The sequence below is a fragment of the Halorhodospira sp. 9622 genome, from assembly GCF_022228025.1.
Classification (GTDB): Bacteria; Pseudomonadota; Gammaproteobacteria; order Nitrococcales; family Halorhodospiraceae; genus Halorhodospira; species Halorhodospira halophila_A.
Genome location: NZ_JAJNRE010000006.1, coordinates 35,609 through 49,213, shown reverse-complemented (window position 1 = coordinate 49,213; position 13,605 = coordinate 35,609). Strand labels below are relative to the sequence as shown.

The 13,605-nt window shown below is 72.2% G+C and carries 14 protein-coding genes; 12 read left to right on the top strand and 2 right to left on the bottom strand.

The window, feature by feature from the left end:
* Positions 1-10: 10 nt before the first annotated feature.
* Genes hemW through ubiA form a run of 7 tightly spaced genes read left to right on the top strand, consistent with a single transcriptional unit; the run spans position 11 to position 7,845 of the window.
* Positions 11-1,237 carry a radical SAM family heme chaperone HemW gene (gene hemW / locus LRG07_RS04970; protein WP_238641906.1) on the top strand — a complete coding sequence of 409 codons (1,227 nt, stop codon included), beginning with the start codon at positions 11-13 and terminating at the stop codon, positions 1,235-1,237.
* A 36-nt stretch (positions 1,238-1,273) separates the two neighbouring features.
* The gene (rpoZ, locus tag LRG07_RS04965; RefSeq protein WP_201241884.1) at positions 1,274-1,645 is read left to right on the top strand and encodes a DNA-directed RNA polymerase subunit omega; all 372 of its coding nucleotides are present in this window, start codon (positions 1,274-1,276) and stop codon (positions 1,643-1,645) included.
* A gap of 20 nt (positions 1,646-1,665) precedes the next feature.
* Positions 1,666-3,855, top strand: coding sequence for a bifunctional GTP diphosphokinase/guanosine-3',5'-bis pyrophosphate 3'-pyrophosphohydrolase (spoT, locus tag LRG07_RS04960; RefSeq protein WP_201169609.1), 2,190 nt, complete (start codon positions 1,666-1,668; stop codon positions 3,853-3,855).
* A 15-nt stretch (positions 3,856-3,870) separates the two neighbouring features.
* Entirely contained in the window at positions 3,871-4,263 is a 393-nt protein-coding gene (locus tag LRG07_RS04955) for a RidA family protein (RefSeq protein WP_201169608.1), read from the top strand.
* A gap of 9 nt (positions 4,264-4,272) precedes the next feature.
* The gene (gene recG, locus LRG07_RS04950; RefSeq protein WP_238634765.1) at positions 4,273-6,348 is read left to right on the top strand and encodes an ATP-dependent DNA helicase RecG; all 2,076 of its coding nucleotides are present in this window, start codon (positions 4,273-4,275) and stop codon (positions 6,346-6,348) included.
* 44 nt (positions 6,349-6,392) lie between these two features.
* On the top strand, positions 6,393-6,965 hold the full coding sequence (locus LRG07_RS04945) for a chorismate lyase (protein WP_201241881.1): 573 nt from the start codon (positions 6,393-6,395) through the stop codon (positions 6,963-6,965).
* Between the two features lie 25 nt (positions 6,966-6,990).
* Positions 6,991-7,845 (top strand): 4-hydroxybenzoate octaprenyltransferase, encoded by an 855-nt coding sequence (gene ubiA / locus LRG07_RS04940; protein WP_201169601.1) that lies wholly within the window; start codon positions 6,991-6,993, stop codon positions 7,843-7,845.
* 21 nt (positions 7,846-7,866) lie between these two features.
* Here the strand turns inward: ubiA and LRG07_RS04935 are convergent, their stop codons facing one another.
* Entirely contained in the window at positions 7,867-8,583 is a 717-nt protein-coding gene (locus LRG07_RS04935; RefSeq protein ID WP_201169598.1) for a ComF family protein, read from the bottom strand.
* Positions 8,584-8,653: 70 nt separating this feature from the next.
* Here LRG07_RS04935 and bioB point away from each other — a divergent pair, with 70 nt between their 5' ends.
* From bioB to bioD, 5 genes are read left to right on the top strand one after another with little or no spacing between them, the layout of a single operon-like run.
* The gene (bioB, locus tag LRG07_RS04930; RefSeq protein WP_238641905.1) at positions 8,654-9,634 is read left to right on the top strand and encodes a biotin synthase BioB; all 981 of its coding nucleotides are present in this window, start codon (positions 8,654-8,656) and stop codon (positions 9,632-9,634) included.
* The gene (gene bioF / locus LRG07_RS04925) at positions 9,631-10,839 is read left to right on the top strand and encodes an 8-amino-7-oxononanoate synthase (RefSeq protein WP_238634766.1); all 1,209 of its coding nucleotides are present in this window, start codon (positions 9,631-9,633) and stop codon (positions 10,837-10,839) included. The genes bioB and bioF overlap by 4 nt, the downstream gene beginning before the upstream one ends.
* The gene (locus tag LRG07_RS04920) at positions 10,836-11,555 is read left to right on the top strand and encodes an alpha/beta fold hydrolase (RefSeq protein ID WP_238633337.1); all 720 of its coding nucleotides are present in this window, start codon (positions 10,836-10,838) and stop codon (positions 11,553-11,555) included. Before bioF ends, LRG07_RS04920 begins: the two co-directional genes overlap by 4 nt.
* Positions 11,552-12,439: a malonyl-ACP O-methyltransferase BioC gene (bioC, locus tag LRG07_RS04915; RefSeq protein ID WP_201169592.1), complete on the top strand. Its 888-nt coding sequence runs from the start codon at positions 11,552-11,554 to the stop codon at positions 12,437-12,439. Before LRG07_RS04920 ends, bioC begins: the two co-directional genes overlap by 4 nt.
* Positions 12,436-13,122: a dethiobiotin synthase gene (bioD, locus tag LRG07_RS04910; protein WP_238641904.1), complete on the top strand. Its 687-nt coding sequence runs from the start codon at positions 12,436-12,438 to the stop codon at positions 13,120-13,122. The genes bioC and bioD overlap by 4 nt, the downstream gene beginning before the upstream one ends.
* On the opposite strand, the gene LRG07_RS04905 is transcribed toward bioD, so the two are convergent.
* Positions 13,123-13,578, bottom strand: a complete 456-nt coding sequence (locus LRG07_RS04905; RefSeq protein ID WP_201241876.1) for a gamma-glutamylcyclotransferase — start codon at positions 13,576-13,578, stop codon at positions 13,123-13,125.
* Positions 13,579-13,605 lie beyond the last annotated feature (27 nt).

Sequence of the window (13,605 nt, the reverse complement as noted above, 5' to 3'; positions counted from 1 at the left end):
GGTCACGGCCATGACCACCGGCGCCGGGGTGCGGCTGCCGCCGCTGGCGGTCTACATCCACCTGCCCTGGTGCCTGCAGCGCTGCGGCTACTGCGATTTCAATGCCCACGCCCTGCGCGGTGAACTCCCGGCCGGCGCCTATCGGGCCGCTCTGGGCCGGGAGCTGCGCCGCCAGGCGCCGGCGGCGCTCGGCCGCCGGGTGGCCAGTGTGTTCATCGGCGGGGGCACGCCGAGCCTCTTCCCGCCGGCGGTGATCAGCGAACTGCTGGGCGACCTCGATGCGCTCCTCGGCTTCGAGCCGGGGGCCGAGATCACCCTGGAGGCAAACCCCGGCGCCAACGAGACGGCCCGGCTGCGGGGCTTCCGCCAGGCCGGCGTGACCCGCCTGTCGCTCGGGGTGCAGACCCTGGATGACACGCTGCTGGCCCGTCTGGGGCGGATCCACGACGCCGCCGCCGCGCGCGAGGCAGTGGCCGAGGCGCGCAGCGCCGGTTTTAACGGCGTCAACGTCGATCTCATGTACGGCCTGCCCGGGCAGGAAGTCGCCGGGGCCGAGGCCGACGTGGCCGCGGCCATCGAGCTGGGGGTGGATCACCTCAGTCATTACCAGCTGACCATCGAGCCGGATACGCCCTTCGGGCGCCGCCCACCGCCGGGGCTGCCCGGGGAAGACACGTTGCTGGCGATGGAGGTGGCGTGCCGCCGGCGGCTGGCGGAGGCGGGGCTGGAGCGCTACGAGGTCTCGGCCTTCGCCCGTTCGGGTCAGCGTAGTGTCCACAACCTCGGTTACTGGACGTTCGGCGACTACCTAGGGGTGGGGGCCGGGGCGGCCGGCAAGCTCACCGACCCTGACGGCCGCGTGCGGCGCACGCGCCAGCGCCACTCGCCGCGGGCCTGGATGGCCGCCGCCGGCAGCGAGCGGGCCGATGCCGAGTGCATCGAGCTGACGCCGTCGGAACAGGCCTTCGAGGTCCTGCTCAACGGTCTACGCCTGCGGCAGGGGCTCCCAGAGCGTTTGGCCGTGGCGCGCAGTGGCTGCACCCGCGCGGCACTGCGCGCCTGGCTGGCGCCGCTATGCAGCCGCGGCTGGCTGACGTGGAGCGAGGGCCGGATCCGCGCCAGCGAAACCGGCTACGAGATGCTCGATACCCTGCTTTTGGAACTGCTGCCCGGCCCGCCGGATGCGCACCGCGCCAGCGAGAGACCTTCCTCGCAGGGCGGCAACGCGCTAAAATAACATGTCAATCTGCTGAATTGTGTCTGGAGGAGCGCGATGGCTCGCGTCACCGTAGAGGATTGCCTGGACAACGTGGACAACCGCTTCGAGCTCGTGCTCGCCGGCGCCAAGCGGGCCCGGCAGCTGGCCAAGGGCATCGAGCCGTTGGTCGACTGGGAGAACGACAAGCCGACAGTGGTGGCGCTGCGCGAGATCGCCGCCGGCCACGTCACCTCCGAGATCCTGACCGGCGCCGAGGATAACGCGGCGGAGAGCCTGAGCCTGGGTGGCTTCAGCGCCGCCGACGTCGAGGCCGAGGTCGGCGGCGGCCCCGTGCAGCCGGATCCGGGCGCCAGCCAAGAGCGCTCCTTCGACGAGTCGACGGAGGACGCCGGGACGGGGTCCGGTGATTCCGATCCGACCACCTGAGAGACCGGTCCGGGAAATGTATGGCGCGCGCCGCGAGTGTCATCAACGCCGGTGAATCGGCGTCGGCTTCCGACCCGGAGCGGCGCATCCAGGAAGTCTGTGCCCTGCTCGAGCGCTACCTCGAGCCCCACCAGATCGAACAGGTCCGCGAGGCCTACCGGTTCAGCGCCGCCGCCCACGAGGGGCAGCGGCGCCGCTCCGGCGAGCCCTACATCACGCACCCGATCGCCGTCGCCCGCATCCTCGCCGAGATGCGCCTCGATGCCGAGGCGGTCGTGGCCGCACTGCTCCACGACGTCATCGAGGACACCCCCACCGCTAAGGAGGGGATCGCCGAGCGCTTTGGCGAACAGGTGGCCGAGCTCGTCGACGGGGTCTCCAAGCTAGGCGCCATCGACTTCCAGAGCAAGGAGGAGGCGCAGGCGGAGAGCTTTCGCAAGATGATCCTGGCCATGGCCCAGGACATCCGCGTCATCCTGATCAAGCTTGCCGACCGCCTCCACAACATGCGCACGATCTGGATCATGCGTCCGGAGAAGCGCCGCCGCATCGCCCGCGAGACCCTCGACATCTACGCCCCCATCGCCCAGCGCCTGGGTATCAACAGCCTGCGCACCGAGCTCGAGGACCTGGGCTTTGCCGCCCACTACCCGCTGCGCTACCGGGCGCTCAAGGAGAAGCTCGCCCGGCAGCGCGGGCGGCGCGGCGTGATCCTCGACACCGTCTGCGATCAAGTGCGTACGCGCCTAGAGCAGGCCGGGATCCACGCCGACGTGGCCGGCCGCGAGAAGCACCTGTGGTCTATCTACTGCAAGATGGTCCACAAGCAGCTCAACTTCCGCGACGTCTTCGACGTCTACGGCTTCCGGGTGGTCGTCGACACCGTCGACGAGTGTTATCGCGTGCTCGGCATCCTCCACGGGCTCTACAAACCTCGGCCGGGTCGGATCAAGGACTACATCGCTATCCCCAAGGCCAACGGCTACCAGTCGCTGCACACCACCCTGGTCGGCCCGCACCGCATCCGCCTCGAGGCGCAGATCCGCACCCGCGACATGCACGCCGTGGCCGAGTCGGGCATCGCCGCGCACTGGTTCTACAAGGACGCTGGCGAGAGCGGCAACACGGCCCAGGTGCGGGCCCGGCAGTGGGTCAAGGACCTGCTCGAGATGCAGCGCAGCGTCGGGACCTCCGAGGAGTTCATCGAGAGCGTCAAGATCGACCTGGTCCCCGACGAGATCTACGTCTTCACCCCCAAGGGCGACATCCTCGAACTGCCGAGCAACGCCACGCCCGTGGACCTGGCCTACGCGATCCACTCCGACGTGGGCAACTCCTGCATCGCCGCCAAGGTCGACCACCGCCTTACGCCGCTGCGCACTCCGCTGCAGAGCGGGCAGATGGTCGAGATCATCACCGCCCCGGTGGGGCGCCCCAATCCGGTGTGGCTCGATTTCGTGGTCACCGCCAAAGCGCGCACCGCCATCCGCCACGCGCTCAAGCGGCTGCGCGATGACGAGGCCATCGAACTCGGCCGGCGCATGGTCGAGCGCGCCCTCTCGGCGCTGTCGGTGGACCTCGACGCCCTCGATCCTGGGCGTGTCGACGAGGCCCTGGCCGGCACCGGCTTGGCCAGCCTCGACGACCTATTCCGCGATGTCGGCCTGGGCAACCGGGTCCCGTGGCTGGTGGCGCAGCAGCTCAGCGGCCTGGAGCAGGGCGAGGTCGAGCTCGAAGAGCGCCCCGATGAGCCCGAGCCCCACGGCACCCTGACCATCCGCGGCAACGAGGGCACCGTGGTCTCCTTCGCGCGCTGCTGCCGGCCGATCCCCGGCGACCCGATCGTCGGCTTCGTCAGCACCGGCCGGGGCGTGGTCATCCACCACCGCGACTGCAAGAACGTGGCCAGCCAGCGCAAACGTTCGGAGAGCTGGGTGGATGTGGACTGGGAGGCTGATGTCGACGCCGAGTTCCCCACCCTGATCGGCATCGACGTGGTCAACGAGCGCGGCGCGCTGGCCCAGCTCGCCCACGGCATCTCGGAGCAGGGGGCGAGCATCGAGAACGTCACCATCGAGGAGCGCGACGGTATGATCGCCACCGTCCGCTTCCTGATCCTGGTGCGTGACCGCCGCCACCTGGCGGCCGTGGTGCGCCATCTGCGGGCCATGCCGCCGGTGCAGCGCATCGTGCGCAAGAAAGACGGTTAAGGAGAGAGAGCGCCCATGTCCCGAGAAACCATCCACACCGAGGCCGCGCCGGCCGCCATCGGCCCCTACAGCCAGGCGGTGCGGGCCGGGGATTTCGTCTATATCTCCGGGCAGATCCCGCTGGATCCGCAGACCGGTGAGCTCGTCGGCGCCGACATGCACAGCCAGGTGGCCCGCGTCTTCGAGAACCTCGGTGCCGTCGCCGAGGCCGCCGGCGGCACTCTGGCCGACGCCGTGCGCATCGCCATCTACCTCACCGACCTGAGCCACTTCGCCCTGGTCAACGAGGTGATGACCCAATACCTCTCCGAGCCCTACCCGTCGCGGGCCGCCCTCGGCGTGGCCGCCCTGCCCAAGGGGGCGGCGGTGGAGATGGACGCCGTGCTCTACCTGCCCCGGGAGGGCTGAAGCCCGGCCGTGGAAGGGGCACAGCGGCGGCTGACCAGCCTGCCGGGTGTCGGCCCGCGCCTGGCCGAACGCCTGGCACGGCTGGGGCTGCACACGGTGGGCGATCTGCTGCTGCACCGCCCCATCCGCTACGAGGACCGCACCCGCCTGCGCCCCATCGGTGGCCTGCAGCCCGGCGAGCGGGTGCTGATCGAGGGGCGGGTGGAGTGGTCCGAGGTGGCCCGGGGGCGGCGCAAGCGCCTGCTGTGCCGGCTCAGTGACGGCACCGGGCAGCTCGATCTGGTTTTCTTCCATTTCCATCCGCGCCAGGCCGAGCGCCTGACCCGCGGCGTACTCCTGCGCTGCTTCGGTGAGGTGCGGGCCGGTTACGGCGGCCTGCAGATGGCCCATCCGGAGCACCAGCGGGTGGCCCCCGGCGATGCCGACGGTCCCGGTGAGGACGCCCTCACCCCGGTCTATGCCAGCACCGACGGCCTGCATCAGGGGCAGCTGCGCAAGCTGGTCGACGCCGCTCTGGGGCTGCTCCCCGAGGCTGCCCCGGAGTGCTTGCCCGAGGCCGCGTGGGTGGACGGGCAGTGGCCGACCCTCGCCGAGGCCCTGCGCACCATTCACCGCCCGCCGCCGGAGACCGACACCGAGGCGCTGCTCGCCGGCACCCATCCGGCGGTGCGCCGGGTGGCCTGCGAGGAGCTGCTCGCCCACCACCTCACCCTGCGTCGCCGGCGCCAGGCGCTGCGCTCGGAGGCCGGCGCCCCGCCGCTGGACCAGGGCGAGGCGCTGGCCGGGCAGCTGCAGGCGAGCCTGCCTTTCCCGCTGACCGGCGCGCAGCAGCGGGTGGACGCCGAGCTGGCCGCGGACATGGCGGATACGGTGCCGATGCTGCGCCTGCTGCAGGGGGATGTCGGCTCGGGCAAGACCGTCGTCGCCGCCCTGGCTTGCGCCCGGGCCGTGGGCAGTGGCTACCAGGCGGCGCTGATGGCGCCCACCGAGCTGCTCGCCGAGCAGCACTGCCGCAGTCTGCAGGGCTGGTTCCAGCCGCTGGGTGTGGAAGTGGCCTGGCTATCCGGCGGCGCGTCGGCGAGCGAGCGTCGCGCGGCGCGCCAGCGCCTGGCCGAGGGCCGTGCCGGCATCGCCGTGGGGACCCATGCGCTGTTCCAGGAGGAGGTGCAGTTCCGCCGTCTGGGGTTGGTCGTGGTGGACGAGCAGCACCGCTTCGGTGTGCACCAGCGCCTGGCGCTTAAAGACAAGGGCGGTGGCGCCGAGCCCCACCAGCTGACCATGACCGCCACCCCGATCCCCCGGACCCTGGCCATGACCGCCTACGCCGATCTCGACGTCTCTTCGCTGGACGAGCGCCCGCCGGGACGCACGCCGGTGCAGACGGTGGTGGTCGCCGAGCGGCGTCGCGGAGAAGTCATCGAGCGCATCCGCGCTGCCCTCGACGCGGGGCGCCAGGCGTATTGGGTCTGCACCCTCATCGAGGCCTCGGACGAACTGGAGGCGCAGGCCGCTGAGGACACCGCTGCCGAACTCGAGCGGGCCGTGGGCGATGCCCACCGCGTGGCGCTGGTCCACGGCCGCATGACCCCGACCGAGAAGGAACGCACCATGGGGGCGTTCGCCCGGGGCGAGGTGGCGCTGCTGGTGGCCACGACGGTGATCGAGGTCGGGGTCGACGTGCCCAACGCCAGCCTGATGGTCATCGACAACGCCGAGCGGCTTGGCCTGGCGCAGCTCCATCAGTTGCGTGGACGGGTCGGGCGCGGCCGCGCGGCGTCGACTTGTGTGCTCATGTATCATGGTCCGCTGTCTGAGAGCGCCCGGCAGCGGCTCGCCGTGTTGCGGGAGACCGATGACGGATTCGCCATCGCCCGGCGGGATCTGGACATCCGCGGCCCCGGAGAGTTGCTGGGTACCCGGCAGACCGGTGCGCTGAGCCTGCGCGTGGCCGACCTGCGCCGTGACGCGGATCTGCTCGAGGCCGTCCAGCAGGTGGGGGCCGAGCTCCTGGAGCGGGCTCCCGGGACCGCCGAGCAGCTCATCCGCCGTTGGGTCGGCGAAGCCGAGCGCTACGGGCAGGTGTGATCGGCTCCGCAATGACGGGTGGTGGATTCGCAGTGGCAAACGGGGTGAGGGAACGCGCTGTCTGGCATCCCCGGGTGGCAGCCTGGCGGCCGGGGGTGGCCGCGGTCCCGGGGCGGCCGAAACCGGCAGTGCACCGGCTGCTCACCGAGCGCGGCTCCCTGACGGCGCAGCTCGAGCGCTTCGGTCCGGTTCACGTTCACGTTCTGCGCCAGGCCTGGCAGCGGCCGGCCCCGGATGAGGGCGTCGCCCTCGGGTTGCCGGTGGGACGACACGCCTGGTTGCGCGAGGTCGTGCTCGATTGCGAGGGTGGCCCGACCATCTACGCCCGAAGTATCGTGCCGGATCGTTTGCTCGGGCCGCTGGCGAGGCTGCCGCGCTTGGGCGAGCGCCCCCTGGGCCGACTGCTCTTCTCGGCGGCCGATGTGCAGCGCGGTCCGCTGGCGGTGGCCCGGCTGCGTGGACGCGAGCCGCTGGCCGACTGGCTGCGCGCTCACGGTCTGCCGTCGCCGGCCGGGGGCTGGGCGCGACGCTCGACGCTGTCCGTTGCCGGCCGGCGTCTGTTGGTAACCGAGGTCTTTTTCCCGGAGGGTGTTGAGGGTGAGCGGCGAGGTGCATAGCGGGGAGCCATCCGGCCCAGGGGGCGTGAACGCGCGCCTGCGGACCTATGCGCAGCTGACGCGGCTCGATCGGCCCATCGGCAACTTCCTGCTGCTCTGGCCGGTGCTCTGGGCGCTTTGGATCGCGGCTGCCGGGGTGCCGGATCTCGATCTGCTGGTCATCTTCACCCTCGGTGTAGTGATCATGCGGGCCGCCGGGTGCGTCATCAACGACTTCGCCGATCGCCACATCGACGGGCACGTCAAGCGGACCCGGCAGCGGCCCTTCGCCACCGGGCGCGTCTCCGAGCGCGAGGCGCTGGCCCTGTTTGTCGTGCTCTGCCTGCTCGCCTTCGGGCTGGTGCTGCTGACCAATCCGCTGACCATCCTGATGTCGCTGGTAGCGGTGGTGCTGGCGGCGACCTACCCCTTCACCAAGCGCTACACCCACCTGCCCCAGATCCATCTGGGGCTGGCCTTCGGGTGGGCCGTGCCCATGGTCTTCGCCGCGCAGACCGGGGCGGTGCCCGTGGTGGCCTGGCTGCTGCTGATCGCCACCGTGCTCTGGGCCACCGTCTACGACACCATGTACGCCATGGTCGACCGGGATGACGATGTGAAGATCGGCGTCAAGTCCACGGCCATCCTCTTCGGCGACCTGGACCGACTGATGATTGCCATCCTGCAGGCGCTGATGCTGCTGGCGCTGCTGCAGGTCGGCCTGCACCTGGAGGCCGGTGTGGCCTATTACCTGGGGCTGGCCGGGGCGGCCGGGCTGTTCGCCTATCAGCAGTACCTGATCCGCCGGCGTGAGCGCCAGGACTGCTTTCGCGCCTTCCTCAACAACGCCTGGCTCGGCGGCGTAGTCTTTGCTGGCCTGGTGGCCGACCTGCACCTCTAGCCCCTGCACCGGGCGCGATGCCTACGGCGTCCGCGCCAGCGCCCACAGATCGACCCGCTGCACTCCAGCGGCGCGCAGGGTGCGCGCCGCCTCGGCGGCCGTCGCCCCGGTGGTGACCACATCGTCGAGCAGGGCCACGTGTCCCGGCACCCGCCCGGGGCGGGCACTGAACGCGCCGCGGATGGCGCTGCGCCGTGCCCGGGCGCTGCGGGTGGCCTGGCGGGCATCGGCGTCGCGCCGGCGCAGTGCCCGGCACAGGGGCAGGGGAGGGAGCCGGCGGCGCACCGCCCGGGCCAGTTCCGCCGTCTGATCGAAGCCACGCTGGCGCAGCCGCCGAGCGTGGAGCGGGACCGGGACGACGGCCGCGGGCAGTGGCGCCGCGTCCCGGCGGACGGCGTCGGCGAGCAGCGCGCCGAGCAGCTGCCCGTCGGCCAGCCGGCCGTGGAACTTGAAGGCGGTGATCAGGCGCTCGGCCGGTCCCTCGTAGCGCAGCGGTACCACCGCTGCCCGGAAGGGCAGCGGGCTCTGCCGGCAAGGGCACGGCAGGGCGCCGTCCCCCGGCAGGGCGCAGTGCGGGCAGCAGGGGGTGTTCCACGGCAGGTCGGCCCGGCAGCCGCGGCACAGGTCGAGGCCGTCGGCGCCCGGGTCATCGCACAACCGGCAGCGCGGTGGGTAGAGGGCTGGCGGGATAATATCCAGCCACTTGTTGACTGATCGTGCAAGCCTGTAGTTGACCATGGCGGCCTCCTTGCTACCATGAGCGCTTCCTGCGCGGCACGGCCCGCGGCCAATCAGCAGTGAGCCGATCATGACCGAGACCGACGCCCTGAGCTGGGATCCGTCGCAGATCCATACCCTGTTCGAGCTGCCCCTCCCGGAGTTGCTCTTCCGTGCCCAGGAGGTGCACCGCCGCCACTTTAACCCGGGCCAGGTCCAAGCCTGCACCCTGGTCTCGATCAAGACCGGGGCCTGCGCCGAGGATTGCACCTACTGCTCGCAGAGCGCCCGCTACGACACCGGCCTGGAGCGCGAGGGGCTGATCGACATCGAGGCCGTCCGCGAGGCAGCCCGCCGGGCCCGCGCCAGCGGTGCCACCCGGCTGTGCATGGGCGCAGCCTGGCGTGGTCCCAGGGACCGCGACCTGGGGACCCTGGAAGCCATGATCCGGGCGGTGAAGGAAGAGGGGCTGGAGAGCTGCCTCTCCGCCGGCCTGCTCGCCGAGGGGCAGGCTGAGCGGCTGGCCGAGGCCGGGCTCGACTACTTCAACCACAACCTCGACACCTCCGCTTCGTACTACGATCAGGTGGTTACCACCCGTAGTTACGAGCAGCGACTGGAGGCGCTCGAGCGCATCCGCGCCGCCGGGATGCGCGTCTGCTGCGGTGGCATCGTGGGCCTGGGCGAGTCGCGCGCCGACCGCGTCGAGATGCTGGCCACCCTGGCCAACCTACCGGTGCAGCCGCAGAGCGTGCCGGTCAACCGACTGATCCCCATTCCCGGTACCCCGCTGGAGGAGACCGAGGCGGTGGACCCGTTCGAGGTCGTGCGCACCATCGCAGCGGCGCGCATCGTCATGCCCGGCTCCTACGTCCGTCTGGCCGCCGGGCGCGAGCAGATGAGCGACGAGCTCCAGGCGTTGTGCCTGAGCGCCGGGGCCAATAGCCTCTTCCTTGGCGAGCGGCTGCTGACCACCGGCAACCCGGAGACGGACGCAGACCGGCAGCTGCTCCACCGCCTGGGGATGACCCTCGAGCCGCACCCCCACCGTTGCGCCGAGCTGGAGCCGTGAGCGATCCGGCGGCCCGGCTCGATGCGCGGCTGGCGCCGCGGCTCGCCGAGCGCCGCGAGGCGGGGCTGTACCGCCACGCCGAGGTCCTCGACGGCTACGACGGGGCCACCGCCGTCCGTCGCGATGGCCGGCGGTGCACCGTCTTCTGCGGCAATGATTACCTCGGCCTGGCTGCCGACCCGCGCCCGGCCCGGGTTCTCGCCGAGCACGCGCAGCGCTCGGGCAGCGGCGCCGGGGCTGCGCACCTGGTCACCGGCCACCGCCCCGAGCACGAGGCGCTCGAGGCGGAGCTGGCGGCGTTCACCGGCCGGGAGGCCGCGCTTCTCTTCTCCACCGGCTACATGGCCAATCTGGGCGTGATCACCGCTCTGGTCCGGCGGGGGCAGGCGGTGGCCGAGGACCGTTTGAATCACGCCTCGCTGATCGATGCCGTACGCCTTGCTGGGGCGCGCCCGCGGCGCTACCGCCACGCCGACCCCGCGCATCTGGCGGAGCAGGTGGGCGAGCGCGCTGCGCTGGTGGTCACCGACGGTGTCTTCAGCATGGACGGCGACGTTGCCCCGCTGCCTGAGCTGGCCGCCGTCGCCGAGGCCGCCGGTGCGGTGCTGGTGGTCGACGACGCCCACGGCCTCGGGGTGATCGGGCCCGGGGGGCAGGGCAGCGTGCCGGCCACCGGCTGCGCGCCGGAGCGGGTCCCGGTGCTGGTGGGTACCCTGGGCAAGGCGTTCGGTACCTTCGGTGCCTTTGTCGCCGGCAGCCGGACCCTGATTGACGCCCTGCGCCAGTGGGCCCGCCCGTACATCTACACCACGGCACCGCCGGCGGCGCAGGCGGCGGCTGCCCTGGAGGCGGTGCGCATCGCCCGTGCCGAGCAGTGGCGGCGTGAGCGGCTGCAGGCGCTGATCAGCCGCTTCCGCGCCGGCGCCCGGGAGCTGGGCCTGCCGGTGGCGCAACCGCCGGGGCCGCAGACGCCGATCCTCCCGGTGCTCGTCGGCCAAAGCGCCACTGCCAGCGCCTGGAGTGCCGAGCTCGATCGCCGCGGCCTGCGCGTCGCGGCGATCCGGCCGCCGACCGTGCCGGCGGGAACCGCCCGACTGCGCGTCAGCCTGACCGCCTGCCACGGCGAGGCGGACATCGACCGGCTGCTTGAGGCCCTGGATGCGGCCGCTCGTCGCCACCCCGCCACCCCGGAGGCGGTGTCGTGACAGCGCCGCTGCTCCTGGTCCCGGGCTGGTCCTTCGATGCGCGCGTCTTCGCCCCCTTGCGGGCCGCTCTGGAGGTGCCGGCTGACGTGCTTGAGCTGCCGGGCCATGGCGGCTGCGCCGACCCCGGCACGGTGGAACTCGCCGGGGTGGCTGCGCCGGTCATCGATGCCGCGCCGGACGATGCGGTTTGGGTGGGCTGGTCGCTGGGCGGCACCGTTGCCCTGGAGGCCCTGCGCCGAGGCAAGCCCTTGCGCGGTGTGGTCCTGATTGCTGCCACGCCCCGGTTTACCATGGAGGCCGACTGGCCGTGCGCGACTCCGGCGGCAGAGCTGACTGCCATGCAGGCTGGCCTCGGGCGGAGCCCGGCGGCGACCGTGCGGCGTTTTCGCCGGCAGCTCGGGCGGGTCTCGGCGGACGATGCCGCTGCCGTCGCCGACCCCAGTCAGGCCTCCAACGACGGGCTGGCGGCCGGGCTGGCGGCCCTCGCCGAGGCTGACCTGCGCGGGGCGCTTGCCGGGGCGGTGCAGCCGCCGCCGACGCTATGGCTCGGGGGGGGGCGTGATCCTCTGGTGCCCACGGCGGCGCTGCAGCGGGGCGCCGCGGCCTGTGGCGGCCGGGTGGAGATCCTCGATGACGCTGGCCATCTGCCCCACTGCACCCACGCCACCGAAGTGGCACAGGCCATCCACTGCTTCCTCGAGGAGGTCCGATCGTGAACCCAGGCGATGCCCAGCGGATCGATCGCCGTCGCGTGCGACGCAGTTTCGACGACTCGGCGGAGCGCTACGACGAGGTCGCCGTACTCCAGCGCGAGGTCGCCGACCGCCTGCTTGAGCGGCTCGATCCGGTCCGGGTGGCCCCGCGCCGTGTCCTCGACCTCGGTGCCGGGACCGGCTACGCGACACGTGCGCTGATCCGGCGCTACCGCAAAGCCGAGGTCCACGCCCTGGACATCGCTCCGGCCATGCTGCAGCGGGCCCGGCGGCGGGCGCCGTGGCTGCGACGTCCGCGCTGCGTCTGCGCCGATCTTCACGCCCTGCCGTACCCGGACGACACCTTTGAACTGGTCTTCTCCAGCCTGGCCCTGCAGTGGGCGGAGGACCTGCCGGCGGCCCTGCGCGAGCTGCAGCGGGTGACCGCCCCGGAGGGGGCGGTGATGTTCGCCACCTTCGGCCCGGATACACTGCACGAGCTGCGCGGGGCTTGGGCCGAGGTGGACGATCACGCCCGCGTGCACCGCTTTCCCGACAAGCACGACGTCGGCGACCGGATGCTCGAGGCGGGGTTCGTCGACCCGGTGCTCGATGGCGAGCCCTTTAATCTCACCTATGCCCACCCGCGTGCCGTTATGCGCGACCTCAAGGCCCTGGGTGCCTCCAACGCCGCCCCCGGTCGCCCCCGCGGTCTGCTCTCACCCCACCGCCTGGCCCGGGTGGAGGCCGCCTATAGCCTCGCCTGGCGTCAGCCCGACGGCCGCGTGCCGGCCACCTACGAGGTGGTCTACGGCCACGCCTGGGGTATGGCCGGAACCCCGCAGCGCGCCGACGAGACCGGCGAGGTCCGGCTTGATGTCCACGGTATCCGGCGGAGGCGGCGGTGAGCGCGCACCGGGACGGTCTCTCCGGGGTGTTCATCACCGGCACCGACACCGGAGTCGGCAAGACGGTCTACGCCGGGGGGCTGATCCGTCTCCTGCAGCGCAGCGGGGTCCCGGTGGCGGCCATGAAGCCAGTGGCCGCCGGTTGCCGACGCACCGCCGCCGGACTGCGCAACGACGACGCCGAGCAGCTGCAGGCCCTGTTCGATCCGGCTCCGCCCTACGCCACCGTCAATCCGTGCGCACTGGAGGCGGCGGCCGCCCCGCACCTGGTGGCCGCGGAGGAGGGGCGATCCATCGATGTTGCGGGGTTGGTCGCGGCGGCCCGGGCGTTGGCGCAGGAGCGGTTCACCGTCGTCGAGGGGGCCGGCGGCTGGCGGGTGCCCCTGGGGCCGACGCAGGACGTGGCCGGTCTGGCCCGGCAGATCGGCCTGCCCTTGGTGCTGGTCGTCGGCGTCCGCCTGGGCTGTCTGAACCACGCCCTGCTCAGCGCCGAGGCGATCCGTGCCGACGGCCTCACTCTGGCCGGCTGGGTGGCCAGCGAGCTGGAGGCCGACGACCCGCGCCGCGAGGCGCAGATCGCCAGCCTCGATGCCCGCCTGCCGGCGCCGCGGCTCGGGCGCATCCCCCCGCTGGCCACGCCCGACCCGCAGCGGGTGGCCGACCACCTGGTGCTGCCGCGTTAGCTACGAGGCGCCGCCACGCGGGGCGTAGGGCGGCCGGCTCTGTACGTGGTGGTGCCAGTCGCCGCTGTCGATCAAGCGGGCGTAAGGCGGGACCCGGTTGATCCAGTAGATCTGGCAGGTCAGCGGCGCCTCCGGGGCCGAGGCGGGGTGCGCGGCGACCTGTTCCCGGCGGTACAGCCCGGCCCGCGGTCGCTGCGGATCGCAGTCCTCGTAGGGGTCGAGGACGCGGAAGACCCGGCGAGGATCGAGCACCGTGAGGAGTACCCCGCGCACCCAGGTCTCGCGGGAATCCTGTGGCAGGCGGGGGACCGCGCCCGGGAAGGGGCCCAGGTCGTAAAGGCGCCCACGGATCCAGCCTTCGTCGATGCGTTCGGTGTAGCGCTGGATGGCTGCCTGCACTTGCGGATCGTCGGCCCCCGCGAGGATGGTCCCGTACGCGAACAGTCGCTGTTGCATCGTCACGCTGCGCCTGCCGGCTTTACA